Annotated in this window: 24 protein-coding genes; 9 read left to right on the forward strand and 15 right to left on the reverse strand. The window is 43.0% G+C overall.

Annotation, left to right across the window (positions count from 1 at the left end; genetic code table 11):
• Nucleotides 1–9: 9 nt before the first annotated feature.
• Both aroQ and DM09_RS06670 read right to left on the reverse strand, forming a co-directional pair.
• On the reverse strand, nt 10–465 hold the full coding sequence (gene aroQ / locus DM09_RS06665) for a type II 3-dehydroquinate dehydratase (RefSeq protein WP_038248939.1): 456 nt from the start codon (nt 463–465) through the stop codon (nt 10–12).
• The gene (locus tag DM09_RS06670) at nt 462–971 is read right to left on the reverse strand and encodes a tetratricopeptide repeat protein (protein WP_157753636.1); all 510 of its coding nucleotides are present in this window, start codon (nt 969–971) and stop codon (nt 462–464) included. The genes aroQ and DM09_RS06670 overlap by 4 nt, the downstream gene beginning before the upstream one ends.
• A gap of 72 nt (nt 972–1,043) precedes the next feature.
• Between DM09_RS06670 and thiS the strand changes: the two genes are divergently transcribed.
• Complete coding sequence (gene thiS, locus DM09_RS06675) at nt 1,044–1,241, forward strand: sulfur carrier protein ThiS (RefSeq protein ID WP_038248943.1); 198 nt, start codon at nt 1,044–1,046, stop codon at nt 1,239–1,241.
• Nucleotides 1,242–1,248: 7 nt separating this feature from the next.
• On the forward strand, nt 1,249–2,028 hold the full coding sequence (locus DM09_RS06680; protein WP_038249200.1) for a thiazole synthase: 780 nt from the start codon (nt 1,249–1,251) through the stop codon (nt 2,026–2,028).
• Between the two features lie 25 nt (nt 2,029–2,053).
• Here DM09_RS06680 and DM09_RS11105 read toward each other — a convergent pair whose 3' ends face one another.
• Genes DM09_RS11105 through lnt form a run of 3 tightly spaced genes read right to left on the reverse strand, consistent with a single transcriptional unit; the run spans nt 2,054 to nt 5,029 of the window.
• Nucleotides 2,054–2,569, reverse strand: coding sequence for a Smr/MutS family protein (locus DM09_RS11105; RefSeq protein WP_051938259.1), 516 nt, complete (start codon nt 2,567–2,569; stop codon nt 2,054–2,056).
• Nucleotides 2,562–3,560: an NAD(P)H-dependent glycerol-3-phosphate dehydrogenase gene (locus DM09_RS06690; protein WP_038248946.1), complete on the reverse strand. Its 999-nt coding sequence runs from the start codon at nt 3,558–3,560 to the stop codon at nt 2,562–2,564. The genes DM09_RS11105 and DM09_RS06690 overlap by 8 nt, the downstream gene beginning before the upstream one ends.
• Nucleotides 3,557–5,029, reverse strand: a complete 1,473-nt coding sequence (lnt, locus tag DM09_RS06695) for an apolipoprotein N-acyltransferase (protein ID WP_038248948.1) — start codon at nt 5,027–5,029, stop codon at nt 3,557–3,559. The genes DM09_RS06690 and lnt overlap by 4 nt, the downstream gene beginning before the upstream one ends.
• Before the next feature lie 78 nt (nt 5,030–5,107).
• On the opposite strand from lnt, the gene DM09_RS06700 reads away from it, so the two are divergent.
• Nucleotides 5,108–5,911, forward strand: a complete 804-nt coding sequence (locus DM09_RS06700) for a sulfite exporter TauE/SafE family protein (protein ID WP_051938260.1) — start codon at nt 5,108–5,110, stop codon at nt 5,909–5,911.
• 208 nt (nt 5,912–6,119) lie between these two features.
• The gene (locus DM09_RS06705) at nt 6,120–7,376 is read left to right on the forward strand and encodes a DEAD/DEAH box helicase (RefSeq protein ID WP_051938261.1); all 1,257 of its coding nucleotides are present in this window, start codon (nt 6,120–6,122) and stop codon (nt 7,374–7,376) included.
• Between the two features lie 38 nt (nt 7,377–7,414).
• On the opposite strand, the gene ampD is transcribed toward DM09_RS06705, so the two are convergent.
• The 8 genes from ampD to DM09_RS06745 form a co-directional block, all read right to left on the reverse strand.
• Nucleotides 7,415–7,963 carry a 1,6-anhydro-N-acetylmuramyl-L-alanine amidase AmpD gene (ampD, locus tag DM09_RS06710; protein ID WP_038248950.1) on the reverse strand — a complete coding sequence of 183 codons (549 nt, stop codon included), beginning with the start codon at nt 7,961–7,963 and terminating at the stop codon, nt 7,415–7,417.
• 5 nt (nt 7,964–7,968) lie between these two features.
• Nucleotides 7,969–8,595, reverse strand: coding sequence for a hypothetical protein (locus tag DM09_RS06715; RefSeq protein ID WP_038248953.1), 627 nt, complete (start codon nt 8,593–8,595; stop codon nt 7,969–7,971).
• Nucleotides 8,592–9,392, reverse strand: coding sequence for a type III pantothenate kinase (locus DM09_RS06720; protein ID WP_038248954.1), 801 nt, complete (start codon nt 9,390–9,392; stop codon nt 8,592–8,594). The genes DM09_RS06715 and DM09_RS06720 overlap by 4 nt, the downstream gene beginning before the upstream one ends.
• The gene (locus DM09_RS06725) at nt 9,389–10,126 is read right to left on the reverse strand and encodes a biotin--[acetyl-CoA-carboxylase] ligase (protein ID WP_051938262.1); all 738 of its coding nucleotides are present in this window, start codon (nt 10,124–10,126) and stop codon (nt 9,389–9,391) included. The genes DM09_RS06720 and DM09_RS06725 overlap by 4 nt, the downstream gene beginning before the upstream one ends.
• 153 nt (nt 10,127–10,279) lie before the next feature.
• Nucleotides 10,280–10,594 (reverse strand): type II toxin-antitoxin system RelE/ParE family toxin, encoded by a 315-nt coding sequence (locus DM09_RS06730; RefSeq protein ID WP_038248956.1) that lies wholly within the window; start codon nt 10,592–10,594, stop codon nt 10,280–10,282.
• 2 nt (nt 10,595–10,596) lie between these two features.
• Nucleotides 10,597–10,845, reverse strand: coding sequence for a type II toxin-antitoxin system ParD family antitoxin (locus DM09_RS06735; protein WP_038248959.1), 249 nt, complete (start codon nt 10,843–10,845; stop codon nt 10,597–10,599).
• Nucleotides 10,846–10,899: 54 nt separating this feature from the next.
• Nucleotides 10,900–11,739 (reverse strand): carboxylating nicotinate-nucleotide diphosphorylase, encoded by an 840-nt coding sequence (nadC, locus tag DM09_RS06740; protein ID WP_038248962.1) that lies wholly within the window; start codon nt 11,737–11,739, stop codon nt 10,900–10,902.
• 47 nt (nt 11,740–11,786) lie between these two features.
• Entirely contained in the window at nt 11,787–12,449 is a 663-nt protein-coding gene (locus tag DM09_RS06745; protein WP_232507778.1) for a hypothetical protein, read from the reverse strand.
• Nucleotides 12,450–12,617: 168 nt separating this feature from the next.
• Between DM09_RS06745 and DM09_RS06750 the strand changes: the two genes are divergently transcribed.
• The 4 genes from DM09_RS06750 to DM09_RS06765 are packed head-to-tail and all read left to right on the forward strand — an operon-like array spanning nt 12,618 to nt 15,916.
• A complete protein-coding gene (locus DM09_RS06750; protein ID WP_038248968.1) occupies nt 12,618–13,751 on the forward strand; it encodes a Re/Si-specific NAD(P)(+) transhydrogenase subunit alpha in 1,134 nt (377 codons plus the stop codon).
• Between the two features lie 42 nt (nt 13,752–13,793).
• Entirely contained in the window at nt 13,794–14,111 is a 318-nt protein-coding gene (locus tag DM09_RS06755; protein WP_038249209.1) for an NAD(P) transhydrogenase subunit alpha, read from the forward strand.
• Between the two features lie 9 nt (nt 14,112–14,120).
• Nucleotides 14,121–15,524, forward strand: coding sequence for an NAD(P)(+) transhydrogenase (Re/Si-specific) subunit beta (locus tag DM09_RS06760; protein WP_038248971.1), 1,404 nt, complete (start codon nt 14,121–14,123; stop codon nt 15,522–15,524).
• A gap of 17 nt (nt 15,525–15,541) precedes the next feature.
• Nucleotides 15,542–15,916 (forward strand): hypothetical protein, encoded by a 375-nt coding sequence (locus tag DM09_RS06765; protein ID WP_038248973.1) that lies wholly within the window; start codon nt 15,542–15,544, stop codon nt 15,914–15,916.
• A gap of 76 nt (nt 15,917–15,992) precedes the next feature.
• On the opposite strand, the gene DM09_RS06770 is transcribed toward DM09_RS06765, so the two are convergent.
• Nucleotides 15,993–16,412 (reverse strand): c-type cytochrome, encoded by a 420-nt coding sequence (locus DM09_RS06770; protein WP_038248975.1) that lies wholly within the window; start codon nt 16,410–16,412, stop codon nt 15,993–15,995.
• Nucleotides 16,413–16,498: 86 nt separating this feature from the next.
• Entirely contained in the window at nt 16,499–17,614 is a 1,116-nt protein-coding gene (locus DM09_RS06775) for a nucleotidyltransferase family protein (protein WP_038248977.1), read from the reverse strand.
• Nucleotides 17,615–17,753: 139 nt separating this feature from the next.
• On the opposite strand from DM09_RS06775, the gene DM09_RS06780 reads away from it, so the two are divergent.
• Nucleotides 17,754–18,173 (forward strand): hypothetical protein, encoded by a 420-nt coding sequence (locus DM09_RS06780; RefSeq protein WP_038248979.1) that lies wholly within the window; start codon nt 17,754–17,756, stop codon nt 18,171–18,173.
• Nucleotides 18,174–18,179: the final 6 nt, after the last annotated feature.

Raw genomic sequence — 18,179 nt, forward strand, 5'->3', positions numbered from 1 at the left:
CTTAATCTCCTAGATGTTATTTGGTGTTGTTTGACTTAACTGATGATGCAGACCACGTAAGGCAAGGCTGTATGAATGCGCTCCAAAACCTGCAATCACACCTGTGGCGACATCAACCAGCATGGATTGGTGTCGAAATGTTTCTCTGCGGTGAATATTTGATAAGTGTACCTCAATAAAGGGTACCTTAATTGCTAAAAGGGCATCACGAATAGCAATGCTGGTATGGGTGTAAGCAGCGGGATTAATAATTAAACCATCCACATGTAACTGTTGAATTTTATCAACAATTTCACCTTCATGGTTACTTTGGAAAGAAGTAATGCGTACACCTAATGTGTCACCCAATGTAATAAGTTCTTCATCAATGTCGGTTAAGGTTTGGTTGCCATAATGCCCTGGCTCACGCGTACCTAACATGTTTAGGTTAGGGCCATGAATCACTTGGATATGTAGATTGCTCATGATGATGCCGTCCATGTTTGTTGTAGTGCTAACAGTTCTCTGTCATCTGAGGCATCGAGCAGTAATTGGGCTAACATGGCCAGTGCTGCAGCTTGTTCATCTTGTGCCCATAATAATTTTGCCATGCGTTTAGAAACGGGCAAATCCGTTTGTAACTCAATATTGGTTTCTTTAAGTTTAATGACACGGCGTAAACAAACCTTTGCTTCGTCAACTTGCCCTTGTCGATTCAATATTGCGGCTAAAATATGCCAAGTTTCAGGCTCAGCAGGGGCAAATTCGATCACTTCGCGTAATAATTCTTCAGCAAGTGTTAAATCTTTGTTTTCAATTGCATCTTTAGCTGCTTGTAAACCCTTTTTAACACCCAACCAAATACGTGGTTTTACAGGGCTGTTCTCTTGGGTTTGCGATGAAGATGCATCCAAACCTTCCATATTGTCTGTAGAAGCTGCTAACATGCGGCTTATATTAGGCATGAATTGAAGAGCGGTCAAATCAAACATTAAAGATAATGCCGTTGTTTCAAGTGGTTTTTAAGTAAAAGTTAGTTAAAATTGATAAAAAAAGGCTTTTTTATGAAAATTATACTCAATGGAGAAGCTCGGGATATGTCCGCGGTTAATATTGCTGGCTTGATTGCTGAGTTGGGTTTGGAAACACGTATGTTGGCTGTTGAGCGCAATTTAGAAGTGGTTTCTAAAAGTGCCTATACAGAAACGAAACTGCAAGAAAATGATAGGATAGAAATTGTCCACATGATTGGTGGCGGCTGAGGATATGATGAAAAAAGATACGTTTAAAGTAGGCACATACGAATTTACATCACGTTTAATCGTGGGTTCAGGCAAATATAAAGATTTTGAAACCACCAAGTTGGCAACAGAGGCATCAGAAGCGGAAATGATTACCGTAGCCGTGCGCCGTGTGAATATTACCGACGCAGGTAAAGAAAACTTACTCGATTATATTGACCCCAAAAAATATACAATTTTACCCAATACTGCAGGTTGTTTTAATGCGGAGGATGCTGTGCGCACCCTAAGACTAGCTAGGGAAGCTGGTGGCTGGGATTTGGTAAAACTTGAAGTGTTGGGTGATACACAAACGCTTTATCCGAACGTAGTGGAAACCATCAAAGCAGCTGAGATTCTGGTGGAAGAAGGTTTTCAGGTCATGGTGTATACCAATGATGACCCGATTGTTGCAACCAAACTTGAAGAAGTAGGTTGTGTTGCCGTGATGCCATTGGGCAATCCGATTGGTTCAGGTCGTGGGCTTGCCAATCCATTTAATATTCGTGTGATTAAAGAACGAGCGAGTGTACCTATCGTGGTGGATGCAGGTATTGGCACAGCTTCAGATGCAGCCAAAGCTTTGGAGCTTGGCGCAGATGCAGCATTGATTAACACAGCGATTGCTGAAGCCAAAGATGAATGTTTGATGGCAGAAGCTATGCGTGATGCAGTGCGTGCAGGGCGCAAAGCTTTTCTTGCTGGGCGTATGCCAAAACGGGCGTTTGCTAGTGCATCTTCACCGACAGAAGGCTATATCTGGGATTAATATTACCTTAGATTTCGTTAGCTGGTTAGCGTGGTTTACGTAATAAAATATGGGTTGCACCACCACCGCTTTGTTTGGAGGGGGTGGCAATGAGGATGTGGCTAGATAAGCTACCGTGCTCTAACCATTGGTAGGTGAAATCTTTGAGTATGGGTTTGCTGTCTTTGGAATGTCTGCCTTGTCCGTGAATAATGCTTAAGTAGCGCTCACCATGGTGGATGGCTTGATTGAAGAAGTTTTGCATGGCTTGTTCAGCTTTGGCTTGGGTCAATCCGTGCAAATCCAATTCAAGTTGAATATTCATTTGTGCGAGTTTTTTCACATCTTTTGCTGGCACACTATCGGCTTTTAGCTCGTAGGTGTTCAAGCGTTGTACACTTAATCTTGCATGATGTTGTTTTTGAGAGATGAGCAATTCTTTTTCTTCGATGTTTCGTAAAATATCATGTTTGTTTTTTGTTGTCTTTGCTTGTACTTTCCCTTCTTTGGCTAAGGGCGTGACAACACCCATTGCTTGGGTAAACAAATCATCTTCACTCATGTTTTTCGGGTCGTTCAAGCAGTGTTTGCAGTGCTTTTTTTGGTGAAGCATTGCCTTGCAATACATCGTACACACTTTGGGTGATGGGCATATCGATTTGATGTTTTTCGGCAAGTTTAACGGCAGCCGTTGCGGTCTTTTCACCTTCCACCACTTGCCCTACATATTCACGGGCTTTTTCAACGCTTAAACCCGATGCCAATGCCATGCCCATTTTACGATTGCGCGACAAACTGCCTGTGCAAGTTAAAAGTAAATCGCCTAAACCCGATAAGCCTGACATGGTCTCTGCTTTGCCACCACATGCTTCGGTGATTCTGGATATTTCGGCAATGCCACGGGTGACCAAAGCAGCCATGGCGTTGTGTCCCAAGTGCATGCCTTCAGCAATGCCTGCGGCAATGGCAATAACATTTTTCAGCGCACCGCCCAGAGCCACACCCACCACATCATTGCTGGTGTAAATCCTGAAATTACTATCTTCAAAAAGGGCTGAAACTTGTTTAGCAGTTTCGACATGGATGGCAGCCAAGGTGATGGCGGTGGGTTTGCCAGCAGCAACTTCGGCGGCAAAGGATGGCCCTGAAAGAAGCAAGGTTCGCTCCTTACCCACAAAGCGAATCAATAATTCATCCACACGCTCTAATGTGTCAGGATTGATGCCTTTATTGGCTGCAATGATGGGGTGCTCATATTCACGCAAACGAATCAGTGCTGTTTCGGCAACAGCGCAAGGTAAGGCAAGCACAGTGGCGTAAGTTTGCTGTAGAATTTGCGGTAAATCAGGGTGCTCTTGCCCTATGGCTTGTAAGGACGGCGGAAAAGGTAAACCATTGAGATAACGTTTGTTTTCACCATCTTGGTTTAAGGTGTCAGCCGTGTTTTGGTTGCGTGTAATCAGGTAAACTTTTCGCCCATGTTTGGCTAATACCATGGCTAAAGCCGTGCCCCATGAGCCTGCGCCCCAAACGGTGACCATGTGCTGACTCATATAAACCTCTCCTTACGCCGACTTTGATAAACCCCTAGTATTAACAAGAACAAGACCAAGGTCAAAATAGGCGTGTCTCCCCATTGCTGATAAATGGTGATATGCGAAAGCGGCTGATAATGCCCAATCACTACACCTTCTTGCCACCATGGCATGGTGTTTTGTATCGAACCATCGGGAGCAATAATAGCGGAAATACCTGTGTTGGTGGCGCGAAGAATATAACGCCCTGATTCAATGGCGCGAATTTGTGAAGCTTGCAAATGTTGCCATGCCGCAGGGCTTGTATCATACCAAGCATCGTTGGTGACTACGACCAATACATTGGCACCAAGTTGTATACGTTGGCGCACTTCATCGGAAAAGATGGATTCATAACAAATAATCGAGCCTACTTTTTGTGTGCCAAGATTAAGAATACCTAGGTCGGTGGCGGGTTCAAAATCACCAATATCAGGCACGAGTTTACTCAACCATGGCAGCCAAGATGGTACATATTCACCAAAGGGCACAAGGTGATGTTTGCCGACAAACTGACGTGTTGATTCACCATTTTCTAAGAATAAACCATTCTGTGATTTACCTGAATCCAAGTGTTTGATGCCACCAAAAATGACGGGTGTTTGCCAGCTTTGCATCTGTGTGGTCAGCCAATTGTTCCATGATGGTGAACGCGATAAATAAAAGGGTACGGCGGCTTCAGGCCAGATAATCAGGTCGAGTTTCTGTGCGTTTGCGGCTTGGGCAGAGAGTGAGGTTAAGGTTTGCATGGTATGGTTGAGAAAGTTTGCATCCCATTTTTTATCTTGCGGGATATTGGGTTGAATCAAGGCGGCTGTATGGGTGGGTTGTTCGGGTAGTGGGATGTTGGGGCTGAACAACCATAACAAGATACAAATACTGGATGCGATGAGTGCATACCTGCGTGTGTTAGCATAAAAAAGTAGGGTAAGAGAGGCTGCAGTAAATAAAATGATAAAGGTTGCACCATAACTGCCAATCATGCTTATCCATGATGCGAGGGGGGTGTTGATGGATAGGTTGGCGAGCGCGGTCCAAGGTAGCCCTGTGAATAAAAAACTGCGTATCCATTCTTCCAAGACACCAAGAGCAGGAAACAACCAAAGTGCTTGAACTTTGTGTTGCAATAACTTCTGCAATAACCAAGCCCATGCGACAAAAAACAGGCTCATGATTAACCCTAAAATAGTGATGGCGAGAAGACCAAGGGCATAGGGTAAATGCCCATAAATTTGTAGGGTATCGGCAAGCCACCAAGCACCCAAGCCAAACCAAGCCAAACCAAAAGCTATGCCAAGTTTGAGCCACTGTTCAGGGTGTTTCATTAGCAAATAAAGCCAACCAGATAAAGCGATAAAAGCCAACCACCAGATATTGTATGGGGCAAAAGCATAAGGCATGGCAGCGCCAAAAATGAATGCGAATATCATGGGTGTTTTAGAATTCATGGGCGTAACGTAGCATTAAACAAGTAATGTTTCATGACTTGTCGTGCAGATGTCTTGCTTGTGTTGTAGGTTGCGCCTATGGATATGTTGTATTGGATGTTTCCTTATCTCGGATTGGGATTGGTTGTTGGATTTCTTGCGGGCTTATTGGGTATTGGTGGTGGTGGAATTATGGTACCCGTACTTATGATGATTTTTTCCTACCAAGGTTTTGATAGTTCGCAAGTTGTACATTTGGCTTTGGGCACTTCGATGGCTGCTATTGTATTTACAGCGATTTCTTCTGCTTACCATCATCATCGACATGGTGTTGTGCGTTGGGATGTTTGGCAGAGTATGGCTATAGGGTTATTGTTGGGTACATTTAGCTTATCTTTTGCTGCTTCTTATATGCCGCGTACCTTCTTGGCTGTTTTTTTTAGTGTGTTTATGACTTATGTGGCGGCACAAATGTTTCTCAACATCAAACCCAAACCCAGCAGAACGCTACCCAACAGCTTGGGGCTTGGTTTAACAGGTTTTGCCATTGGTGGTATTTCAGCCTTGGTTGCTATTGGCGGGGGTATGCTGAGTGTGCCTTTCCTGACATGGTGTAATGTGAAAGTACAACATGCTATTGCCACGTCTGCAGCGCTTGGTGTGCCTATTGCTTTGGCGGGGGGCATTGGTTATGCAATCAGTGGTAGTGGCGAACAAGGTCTGCCTGAATATGCCTTGGGTTATGTGTATATGCCAGCCGTGTTATTGATTGCAAGTATCAGTGTTCTCACAGTTCCTTTGGGTGTAAGACTTTCTCATCGTTTGCCTGTGAAGTTGTTAAAAAAAGTATTTGCTGTGGTTTTATTGATGCTTGCTTTTAAAATGTTGGATATTGTTTTCTAAACATTAAATATTACTCATGTTTCTTTGGTTGTGCTTTGCGGGTAAAGGCTTCATAGTACAGCATCCTTAAAAGGTAGGGCTTAAACAAAAGTCTGCTTTTTGTACTGTTGGGTTATCACTGAAACCTAGCTTCTTTTGGAAAATAAATCGGAACATATTGTAAACCGCTAGTCAGTGACTTGTAGCTTGTTTACAATCACAATATAACATGACATTTCAAGAACTTGGGCTCTCTAAAGAGCTTCTTCAAGCTGTATCCAACTCTGGGTACACCACACCAACACCTGTGCAGGCGAATGCTATCCCTGCTGTTTTAAATGGTGACGATGTGTTGGCTGGTGCACAAACGGGCACAGGCAAAACAGCAGGTTTCACCTTACCCATGCTGCATTTATTGCAAGCCAAAGCAGGTAAAACAAAACATATTCGTGCCTTGGTCTTAACACCTACACGTGAATTGGCAGCGCAAATTGGTGAAAGCGTAGAAACCTATGGTAAATATTTGCCCATTCGCAGCACAGTAGTATTTGGCGGGGTGGGTATTAATCCGCAAATTGCACAATTAAGACGTGGTGTAGATATTCTTGTGGCAACACCTGGACGTTTATTGGATTTGGTGAATCAAGGTAAAGCAGATTTATCCAAGATAGAATTTTTTGTGCTCGATGAGGCAGATAGAATGTTGGACATGGGTTTTATCCATGATATTCGTAAAGTGCTTAAACTCTTACCTAAGAAACGTCAAAATCTTTTGTTTTCAGCAACATTCTCCAATGAAATCAAGAGATTAGCGGGTGGTTTTCTGCATAGCCCGACTTTTATCGAAGTGGCGCGTAATGAAACTTCACATCAGGTGACGCAAGTGGTTTATCCAGTCAACAAATCACAAAAACGTGCTGTTTTATCCAAATTGATTTCCGAGGGTAATTGGCAACAAGTCTTGGTGTTTACCAAAACCAAGCATGGTGCCAACCGCTTAACCAAACAATTGGAAACCGATGGCATCAATGCTGCCGCCATTCATGGCAACAAAAGCCAAACAGCACGCACCAAGGCCCTCGCAGGTTTTAAAGATGGTACAATTCGGGTGCTGGTAGCCACAGATATTGCAGCGCGTGGTTTGGATATTGATCAATTACCGCACGTGGTGAATTATGAGTTACCCAATGTGGCAGAAGATTATGTACACCGTATTGGGCGCACAGGTAGGGCGGGTAATACGGGTGAAGCTATGTCTTTGGTAAGTATTGACGAAGATAAATTACTGCGTGGCATTGAACGTTTGATTAAGAAAAGTATTCCCAAGGTTACGATTGAAGGATTTGAGGCGACAGAAAAATTGGCAGATGTGGCAAAAGATAAACCGCAACGTAGCCAGCAGCCTCGTGGGCGCAATCGTAGACCTCAGGGTAACAAAGCGCGTAGACCACAAGCACAGCGCCGAAAACAGACAGTAAGCGCATAACAAGAAGTGCTTATGTACGATGTATAGCGTAAAAACATTTACGTGATACTTGGATATAAGTGGCGAATATGTGCTAAAGAGCGATTGAAGTGCCCCCAATCCCATTGTTTTCCGGGATCCCATTTGCGGGTGGGGGCGATGTCTTGATGTCCGACAATGCGTGTTTTATCGATGGGTTGGTCTTGCATAAGTGTGCGGCAAAGCCTTGCTGTTTCGGTGTATTGTTTGCGAGTGAACGGTTGACGTTCATCACCAATCATTTCAATGCCTATGCTGAAATCATTACAGTTTTCTTTATCTTGCCAAATGGATGTTCCTGCATGCCAAGCGCGTTTCTTGATGGGTACAAACTGAGTGATACTACCATCTCTAGCAACCACAAAATGGGCGGATACACGCACCTCACTTAAGTCTTTAAAACTGGGGTGGGCTGTTTCATCAATATGACCCAAAAAGAAGTTGCTAATGTGTTCAGCTGAAAACTCCCCATCGGGCAATGAAATGGCGTGGAGTACAATCAAATCAATAGGTGTATGTTCAGGTCGGTCATTGAAATGTGGCGAGGCTAAAAACCTAATGGCTTGCATAGGCTTTATAAGTTGCCAATAAACATGGCGTTAAATTCATTCTCGGTCATCATGACAGGGTCAACAGCACCCATATCTTGTATGCTTTTCCATAAGATTTCAGCCTCTTGCTCAGGTAGGGGAGGGAAAATAAAACGGTAAGTTGGAATCTCTTTTCGATGTTGCGCGTAATTGTATGCTTTGCCTGTTTTATTGAGTGCTTTTTCACGTTTTTCAGCATAAGCAGCAAGGTAAAAGCGCCCCAAACCAAGGTAAAACTTACCATCATCACGTTTTAGAATGTCTACAGAACCAATAGTCCATTCTTTTCGGGCTTTGGCAGCTTGAGCAAAAGTATCAAAGGTGCGTGGGTCGTCAAACACATGCAACATAACTTCTTCTTTACGCTCCAAAACCAAGGCTTTCATACCTTTTTCTTTTAAACGTTTTTCAAAGTCATTCACACCCTGTTCCCATACCATTCTGCGGGTGAATACACGCCACTTTTCGGCTTCTTTAACGCCCAAGTCGGGACGCTCGGGTAACCAAGCTTTCACATCAGCTTGTTGACTGATGGTTGCAGGTGGAAACCAAACACTCCAAGTCAACCAAGCCAAGCTTGCAACCACAATAAAGCCAAGAATATTTTTCATATGAAGTGTTTTCTAGCGAGCATAAGAATACCTTTGAGGGTAAGGTGTGGCTCCAAAGCTTTCACTTCTGGCATATCATATTGCAAACGTGCAGCCAAACCACCCGTGGCAATGATTGTCGCATGTTCATAACCTTTCTCAGCGAGTAAACGGTTGATAATACCATTTAACCCATCTACGGCTGACCAATATACACCTGCTTGCATACTGCTGATGGTATCACGCCCAATGAGTGTATCAACAGGCGTGATGGCAACTTCGGGCAATTTGGCAGCCCGTTGCGATAAGGCTTCAAGGGAGACTTCAATGCCTGGGATAATCAAGCCACCCACATAATGACCTGCGGCTGAAATGACATCGAATGTGGTGGCAGTGCCACAATCCAAAACGATGGCGGGTGAGCCATAAATTTCACGGGCAGCCAGTGCATTGACGATGCGGTCTGCACCAACTTCTTTGGGGTTTTTATAGTCAATTGCCATGCCTGTTTTTACATCAGGTTCACCGACAAATACAGCTTTCTGGGCGCAGGTTTGCAAACATGCCTCACGCAAAACTTCATCCAAATGGGGTACAACCGATGCCACCATAATGCCGTTTAAAGCTTTGGGGTCGTGACCAAATTGGGAAAACATGCCAAATAATTGCCAGCTTAATTCATCAGATGTGAGCTGTTGGTTGCTAGACAAACGCCAATGGGCTTTTAAATCTTCACCATGGTAAAGACCAAATACCATTTGTGTATTGCCCACATCAATGCAGAGAAAACGTTGTTGTTTCGTGTTATTTGGGTTCATGTTTTGGATTCCATAAGTGATACATCGCCAGCAATGATACGCTGTTCTTCGCCATTGACCAACAAACGAAGCGCACCATTGCCTGCCAAGCCCAGCGCAATGCCTTGGATATAAGTATTACCATCGTGTACAGACACGGTTTGTCCATTGGCGATATGCGCCATTTCCCAAGCCTTGCGAATGGGGGAGAATCCATCTTGAATAAAGCGACTGTACCAAGTGTTCAGTGATTCGAGTATAGCTTGCAATACATCATCTTTATGGATGTTGTGTTGGCTGTATGCATTGAGGCTAGTGGGTGGCGTGCGCATATCTTTTACCCAGCCAGAGGCAGGTTCAGCTACATTGATACCCAAGCCCACCACGACAGCCAGCCCATGCTTACCTTGTTGTATTTCAGTGAGAATGCCGCACACTTTTTTGCCATCAATTAACAAATCATTGGGCCATTTGATACGTGTTTGGGGCGCAAAGAGTGATAAAGCTTCATGTGCTGCCACAGCCGAAACCAAAGATAGCTGTGGCACTTTTGTCGCATCAATTTGCGGGCGTAACAACACACTCATGGCAAGTGCATGGTCAATGGTTTCCCATGTTCTGCCCAAGCGCCCTTTGCCATCCGTTTGCTGCTCAGCGACAATGGTTAAACCTTCTTTTGCACCGTTCTCAGCTTGGCGCAACACTTCTTTGTTGGTGGAATCGATACTTTCAAAATGTTGAATGTGGTAGTTCATGGTGTTGTTTTACTTTTATCATTCATTTTTTAACACGCTTTTTCTTCTTATCTGTGGGCAACAAGGGTTTGGTATTTATATTGATGCAAATTAGCAAACTAGTCTCTGGAAATTTAGTGGAATCTTTAATTGCATTCCAACTTAATGCCATGACTAAGAATCCTCTAGGTGATCAGAAATGTGGTGCATAATGTCTATGCGTTGATGCATTATACGAATAATTTCAATAGTTTGATGGTGAATGCGATAAAATATCACATGTTTGTGTTGGTTGATGGAAGCATAACCTTGGCGTATTTCGGGGCGCTGTCTGCCTAGGGTTGGTGTTTGTACTAAAGATAAAAAGCATGACTCTAAGTCTTTAAGGTATTGGTTGGCTTGTGTTTTGCCCCAGTGTTGTGCGCTGTATGTCCAGATATCAACCAAATCTTGGTCGGCAGCGGGTGATAACTGGTAGGTTTGGGGCATGATTATGTGTTGTTTAAGTCTGCAATAATATCATCGACTTGACGATTGCTAAATTGCCCTCTTTCTACTTGCTGTGCGCCAGTGGCAACGGCTTGGCGAAGGTGATTTAATTTTATTTGTTGTATAATTTCTTCGTTTTCTTCCATGAAACGGAGTGCTTCACGAATGACTTCGCTAGCATTATTGTATAAACCTGAGTTGATTTTTGATTTTATTTTGGATTCAAGTTTGGGCGTTAATGAAATATGCATAAAGTCACTCCTTTAATAAGTGAAAAAATAGAGTTAAACCCAAAGATTGTCAATTTATGATTCAAGGCGTGAAACACGCATAGATAAATCCAATGAAGGTGCAGAATGGGTGATAGCACCGACAGCAATGCGGTTGATACCTGTTTGTGCATAGTTTCTTGCATTGGTTAAGGTGATATTGCCTGATGCTTCCAAGAGAATGGATGATGGTACAAGTTTTCGTGCTTCTTCCACTGTAGCAATATCCATATTATCCAAAAGAATAATATCAGGGCACACATGCACTGCCTCTACCACTTCATCCAAGGTTTCGCATTCGACCTCAATCCATGTATTGGGTGAAAGCTTTTGGCAGGCGGCAACAGCATCGGTGATAGAGCCTGCTGCTTCAATGTGATTTTCTTTAATCAGCATACCTGAAGCCAAGTCCATGCGGTGATTGCGACCACCACCATCAACCACTGCTTTTTTCTCAAGCAAACGAAGACCTGGTGTTGTTTTTCGGGTATCGACAATATCACAGTTGGTGCCTTTTAAAACATCTATAAATAATGCGGTGGCAGTGGCAATGCCTGATAAATGTTGCATAAAATTAAGGGCTGTGCGCTCGGCAGATAAAAGCATACGCATATTGCCTTCAAGCTGACAAATGATATCACCAGCTTGAACTTGGTCTTGGTCTGTTTTGTGCCAAGCTTGGTGAATAGATGTGTCCATGGTGTTAAATACTTGTTGCGCAATAGCACAACCTGATAATACACCATCAGCTTTGGCGATAATCGTAGCCTTACCCTGTTGTGTTTGGCTGATTGTGGCTTGGGCGGTTAAATCTGTGAACGCCATGTCTTCGGCGAGTGCACTATCAATAAAACTTTGTAATAATAGGGTATCCATGTTTATTGTCCTCTGTTTTTTTGCATATGTGGCGGCTTTGGGGTGAGTTAGAGTAGCCACAATGCAAAACCCATGCCCAAGAAAGTAAGTGGCATATTCCAGCCTGTGGCAACCAAGGCACGAATAATAGAACCCAATAAACTAACGATAAATGTGGCAATAAAAAACTGATGCCAAGGGATGCCATGATATAGTTGCAATGCCCATGCGCAAATCAAACTTGTGGTCAAAACAAAAACAAGGTGGGCGGTCAGTGTTTGTTTCGGGTGTTTTGCCAATCCAAGCTGTGAACCTTTGCCCAAACTATCGATAAAATTTGCGATGTGCCAAGCAAGTGTAAAGCTTAAAGTCAGCCCAAAACCAAGTTCGGGAGCCAAGGCAAAAAGTTGGGCACAAATACCAAGGGTGATGATAAGCATAAGCCAAGGATACGGCTGTTGGGTTTTCGGTGGTAAGGTATGCCAGCAAAGTTTGAGGTGGCGAGCAAAAGGTCGGGCGCTTGCTTTTGCAAAGATGATGGGCATAAAAAATAGGGTTAAGGTGTAGAGTGGCATGTAAGTGTTGTCATATGCAGGCCAGATAAGCACCCAAACAGATAATAAGGGGAGCATGGCTAAACGTATGGTAGATGGGGCAAAACCTTTGCGTACAAAAACAACAGACAGCCACAAGTACTGGAAGAAACCAATGGTAAATAAGGCTGTTAACAAGGTGTCACCGCTAGAAATAAACATGGTCAAATTATTGGATGATTTTAAAGGATGTCACTTTATATTTTTTTTATGGGTATATTGTGGAGTGTTTTGCTATTAATATTTGTAAAATCAGGCACATGCTCTAAAGTTTCGCAGCTTGGATTTTGAAGGGAGATACAAACAATGGCTCGCATAGCAATTCCTGCTGAAACGGCTGCAAATGAAACCCGTGTTGCAGCAACACCAGAAACGGTTAAAAAATACATCAATTTGGGTTGTGATGTGGTCGTGCAACGTGGCGCGGGTACGGCTGCATATTTTAATGATGCTGCCTATGAAGAAGCTGGCGCAAGTTTGGCGGATGACTTTGCGGCAACGGTATCAGGTGCGAATATTGTATTAAAAGTTCAACCCTTAAATAAAGATGAAACAAAAGCAGTGGCTAAAGGCGTTGTTGTTGCATCTTTACATGCGCCATTCACCAACCCATTGCTTGCGGATTATAACCAACAAGGTTTAATATCCTTTTGCATGGAAATGATTCCGCGTACTTCGCGTGCACAGAGCATGGATGTGCTCTCATCACAGGCCAATATTGCAGGTTATAAAGCCGTACTCTTAGCCTTGGAACATTATCAAAAGTTTATGCCAATGTTGATGACAGCAGCCGGTACTGTGCAATCGGCTAAAGTGCTTATCATGGGTGCAGGTGTTGCAGGTTTACAAGCCATTGCCACAGCACGTCGTTTGGGCGCCATGGTAGAAGCGTTTGATGTTCGGTCGGCAGCCAAAGAACAAGTGGAAAGCTTGGGTGCAAAGTTTGTGGAAGTACCGCAAGATGAAGATGCCGAGGATGAAGGCGGATATGCCAAAGAAATGTCGGATGAATACAAACAAAAACAAGCTAAACTCATTGCTGAACATGCGGCAAAGGCAGATATCATTATCACTACAGCTTTGATTCCAGGGCGGCCAGCTCCTGTGTTGGTCACTGAAGAAACCGTAACCAAGATGAAACAAGGAGCGGTGATTGTAGATATGGCAGTGGAAGCAGGTGGCAACTGCCCATTATCTAAAAAAGATGAAGTTTATACTAAAGATGGCATTACTTTTGTGGGTGTGAGTAATATTGCTGCAACTTTGGCCACTGATGCCAGTACATTATACGCTAAGAATATGTTGAATTTTATGGGCTTGATGTTGGATAAAGAAAGTGGTGTTTTAAATATCGACCGTGAAGATGATATTATCCAAGGCGCATTATTGTGTATGGATGGTGAATTTCTTAAACCTGATTTATTAAAAGGGGATGCATAGATGTGTAGTTCTGGAAATTGTGATTTAGCAGCACATGCTGCGATGATGAATGATGCCACGGCAGCGGGAAGTGCAACGGCTGACCCAATTGTGATGTCGTTCACGGTATTTATTTTGGCGATTTTTGTGGGTTATCATGTGGTGTGGAATGTAACACCTGCTTTGCATACGCCGTTAATGAGTGTGACCAATTCATTATCCAGCATTGTGATTGTGGGTGCAATTATTGCTTCAGGACCTGTTGAAATGAACTTGGCGACCGTGCTTGGTTTGATTGCTGTGGGTTTGGCATCGGTGAATATTTTTGGTGGTTTTATGGTGACGCAACGTATGCTCGCTATGTTTAAGAAGCGAGGTTAAGGGGATAATATGTTATCAGCAAATATGACTGAACTGGCTTACTTGGTTGCTTCAATCTTAGTGATTTTAGCACTCAAAGGTCTATCTTCTCCTGAATCAGCACGCCGTGGTAATATGTTTGGTATGCTGGGTATGGGTATTGCGGTGTTTGTGACATTGCAGTTGGATGGTATTGAAAATTATACTTGGATTGCTGTAGCAATTGGCATTGGCGCTATCATTGGTGGCACGGCTGCTAGAAAAGTGCCTATGACAGGTATGCCTGAAACGGTTGCTTTCATGCATGCGCTGGTTGGTCTTGCGGCGGTATTGATTGCCGTATCTGCGTTTTTAAATCCTGTGGCTTATGGCATTGCCGATAGTATGGGGGCGATGCATACAGCTAGCCGCATAGAGTTATTTTTAGGTACATTTATTGGAGCGATTACTTTCACTGCATCATTGGTTGCTTTTGGTAAACTCAAAGGTTTTGTGTCAGGCAACCCCGTCACTTTTTCAGGGCAACATTTATTGAACTTGATTTTAGGCATTATCATGATTGGTGCAGGCATTGTTTTTTGCATGAATGAATCAGCTACAGCATTTTTATTGATGTTGGGTATTGCTTTGGTTTTGGGTGTGTTACTAATTATCCCAATTGGCGGTGCAGATATGCCTGTGATTGTGTCTATGTTGAACTCGTATTCAGGTTGGGCAGCGGCAGGTATTGGTTTTACGCTTGGTAATAATATGTTGATTGTGGCTGGTGCTTTGGTGGGTTCATCAGGTGCGATTCTTTCTTATATTATGTGTAAAGCGATGAATCGTTCATTATTTAATGTGTTATTGGGTGGCTTTGGCTCGGATACCAGTGCTGCATCAGCTGGAGGGGCCGTTGTGGGTGAGCGACCTGTGAAATCTGGTTCGGCAGAAGATGCCGCTTTCCTACTTAAAAACGCGCGCAGTATTGTGATTATCCCTGGTTACGGGCTGGCTGTCGCTAGAGCACAACATGCACTTAAAGAACTTGTGGAAGTATTACAGGCACAGGGCGTAAAAGTACGTTTTGCGATTCATCCTGTGGCTGGTCGTATGCCTGGTCATATGAATGTATTGTTGGCAGAAGCGGATGTGCCTTATGATATCGTAGAAGAAATGGATGAAATTAACCCTGAGTTTTCGGATACAGATGTTGCCTTAGTGATTGGTGCTAATGATGTGGTTAATCCAGCGGCAAAAACAGACACATCTAGCCCTATTTATGGCATGCCGATTTTAGAAGTAACCAAAGCAGAACATGTTTTGGTTGTAAAACGTTCATTATCAGTCGGTTATGCAGGTTTGGATAATGATTTATTTTACATGGATAAAACCATGATGATTTTTGATGATGCAAAAAAAGCGTGTGAAGCTATGCTGCACGCCATTGAATAAAAAAGTTGGAGTCATATATGAAAACATTAAAAGTATTGTTGGTGGCTGCTGCACTAGCATTTGTACCTGTCAAAGCATCGGCAGGTGATTATGAAGTTGCCAATGTGATGGATGATGCACTTTATGGTGCAGGTGTTGGTGGAATGGTTGGTTTGGGTTTAATGCTTTTATCCACTAGCCCGACAAGCAATTGGAATTATTTAACACAAGGTGTTGGTGTTGGCATTATTGCAGGGGCTGCTTATGGTGTATACCGCTCTTCACGAGCTTTTGCTCAGGTAGAAGATGGCCAAATAAACTTGGGCATGCCTTCACCAAAATTTGCTGTGCAAGATACACCTGTAGGTTTGATATTAGTAGCAAAAACAGATTTGATAGCAGGTCAATTTTAAGTCTGACTATATAAATGTTTTAATAAAAAAGGCGCCTTCATAGGCGTCTTTTTTATGTCTGGAAAATACGAAATGTTTATTGAAGTGTTTTGAGATATTCAATGATATCTGCGCGGTTATGGTCATCTTGCATGGTGGGCAAGGTAGGCATTGCCAAACCAAATTTATTGGATTCAATTAGAGCCTGTGCTGTTTCATCTGTTTTTGCAAATGTTTCAGGGCTTTTTATCCAGTGGTTTAACCAGTTTACATCATGGCGTTCAAGTACTCCCCGTAAACCCGGCGCACCAATTCTGCTTTCTTCATACGTTGTATTGTGACAATGCGTACAAACTGTATCAAAGGTTATCTTGCCTCGCGCTGCAGAAGCTGTGAAGGGTTTAGACTCTGCTATAGCTTGCGTATCAGGGCCCTCTTCAGCCGCACTTTGGGTGACGATTGGAAAAAGCGAAAGCATGATGGTCATTGTTGCCATGATGTGAAATGCTTTGTTCATTTTGTCTCCTTGGCTAATAGATATGCCCGCGAAAAAACGCTGTTGCATATCTTTATGTGATTACAGTGAAAAAGCAATATTAAATTTTATGCTCGTACGACCAAGAATACCTCTTTGGTGAAAGACCATAGGGCTTTGGATATTTGTTTGATGCGTGTACGAATAAAGTTGCATTTCACACAGCCACCACCAGCCACTTGTGCGCGTACTTCTTCGCGTGGGTAGATGGTTTCACGCCAAAATTCGATGCGGTGTGAAAAGCTAGGTAACATGCGAGAAAATAACCGTTCGGCTAGATATGGAATAAGTTCGTGATTCATGAAACGTTTGAATAATTTTGTTTCGATAAAACCCATACCAGGTTTTATTTGCTGTAAAACATAGTCGGGCACAGGTGCTTGTAAATGTTCTTTGGCATAAGATAAAGCATAATAACAAGGTCGCTCTAACTTATATTCTGCAATACCTTCTAAAACTTCGCTCCATTGTTGATTCTGCTCCACTTGTTTGGCAAGCAATGCGATATCATAAATCCAAATCAAACGTTCGAATGAGTGTTTGAGTGCATGGAAACAAAGGTAAGGTAACATCACACGAGGGCGTACCAGCAACGCTTTCTCACCTGCTAGTTTCCCTTCTTCTGCATATTTAAAAAAGTCTTTGGCTTGAAGCGGAGTGATGTGTTGCCAAGCTTTGATGCGTTCAGAGCCAATGGCTTCGATGTGTAGATCAAGAGGGATATCACCTTGTTTAAACAGCATGGGGTAGGCAGGTAATGGGCGATAATGCAGCTGGTTGCCAACAATTTGTTTTGCCATGAGTAAGTGTTTTTGATCAAATAGAATATCAATATCCGTATGTGGTCGCAGGTATGGCTGAGGGTATAAGGTTTCGCTAACGGCAAGACCACGCATGCAAATGATAGGAATATTGTTTTCATTGAATGCACGCAATATACGTGCGGTTGCATTTTTCATGCGCAGAAAGTCTGCCATGAAAACACGTTCATTCATGGGATTGATGAGTAAGGGCTGTACGATATCCTTTTGGTTTTGTTCTAATTGAGACCAAAGCAGCGGGAAAATGGCTTCACCTTGTGCATAAGTCCAAAAATCGGTGTTTTTTAAAATAGTTTCTGGAATATGCTGTTGCAATGCAAGGCATACATTTTTTCTATAATATTTGAATGATAAACTAGCCATGAGCATATCTTAGAACTGAAGTTCGATAAAAGCTAGCCGATAGTATTGGTATACTAAATTGTGATGTAGGTATTGGACAATGGCTTATTAAGACTTTAGTGTTGTTCTAAATGTTTTTTAGCTGGGGTAGGAGTACGTGATGAATGAACAAAAAGAAGTGACCAATGATATTCGCCGAAAGCTTTTAAAAGCGGTTGTTTATGCACCACCTGTGATTCTCGGCTCTATGGTGGCAACACCACGTACGGTGATGGGTGCTATTGGGCAAACAAAAGTCTGCAAGTTGGCTGCTGGTGGTGTAGTTAGTATTGTCATCTCTTCAGGTACAAATGCATGTTGTCCTTGTGTGCCAGGTTCAAAAAAATTTAACCCTGTGAAATGTGCAAGAGACCAATGTATTAAATCTTGTGGTAGTAATTGTACACCAGCGGCAATTGCAGACATCGTGGCTAATAATAAGTGTGATAAGTTCTGTAAAACCTGTGGTGGCATTCCTGCGAGTTTGGCAGGTGCATGTACGTGCAACTGCATTAAAGGCAGTCCGAATAAGTGTAATTAATTCATA

The organism is Ghiorsea bivora (assembly GCF_000744415.1).
Lineage (GTDB): Bacteria > Pseudomonadota > Zetaproteobacteria > Mariprofundales > Mariprofundaceae > Ghiorsea > Ghiorsea bivora.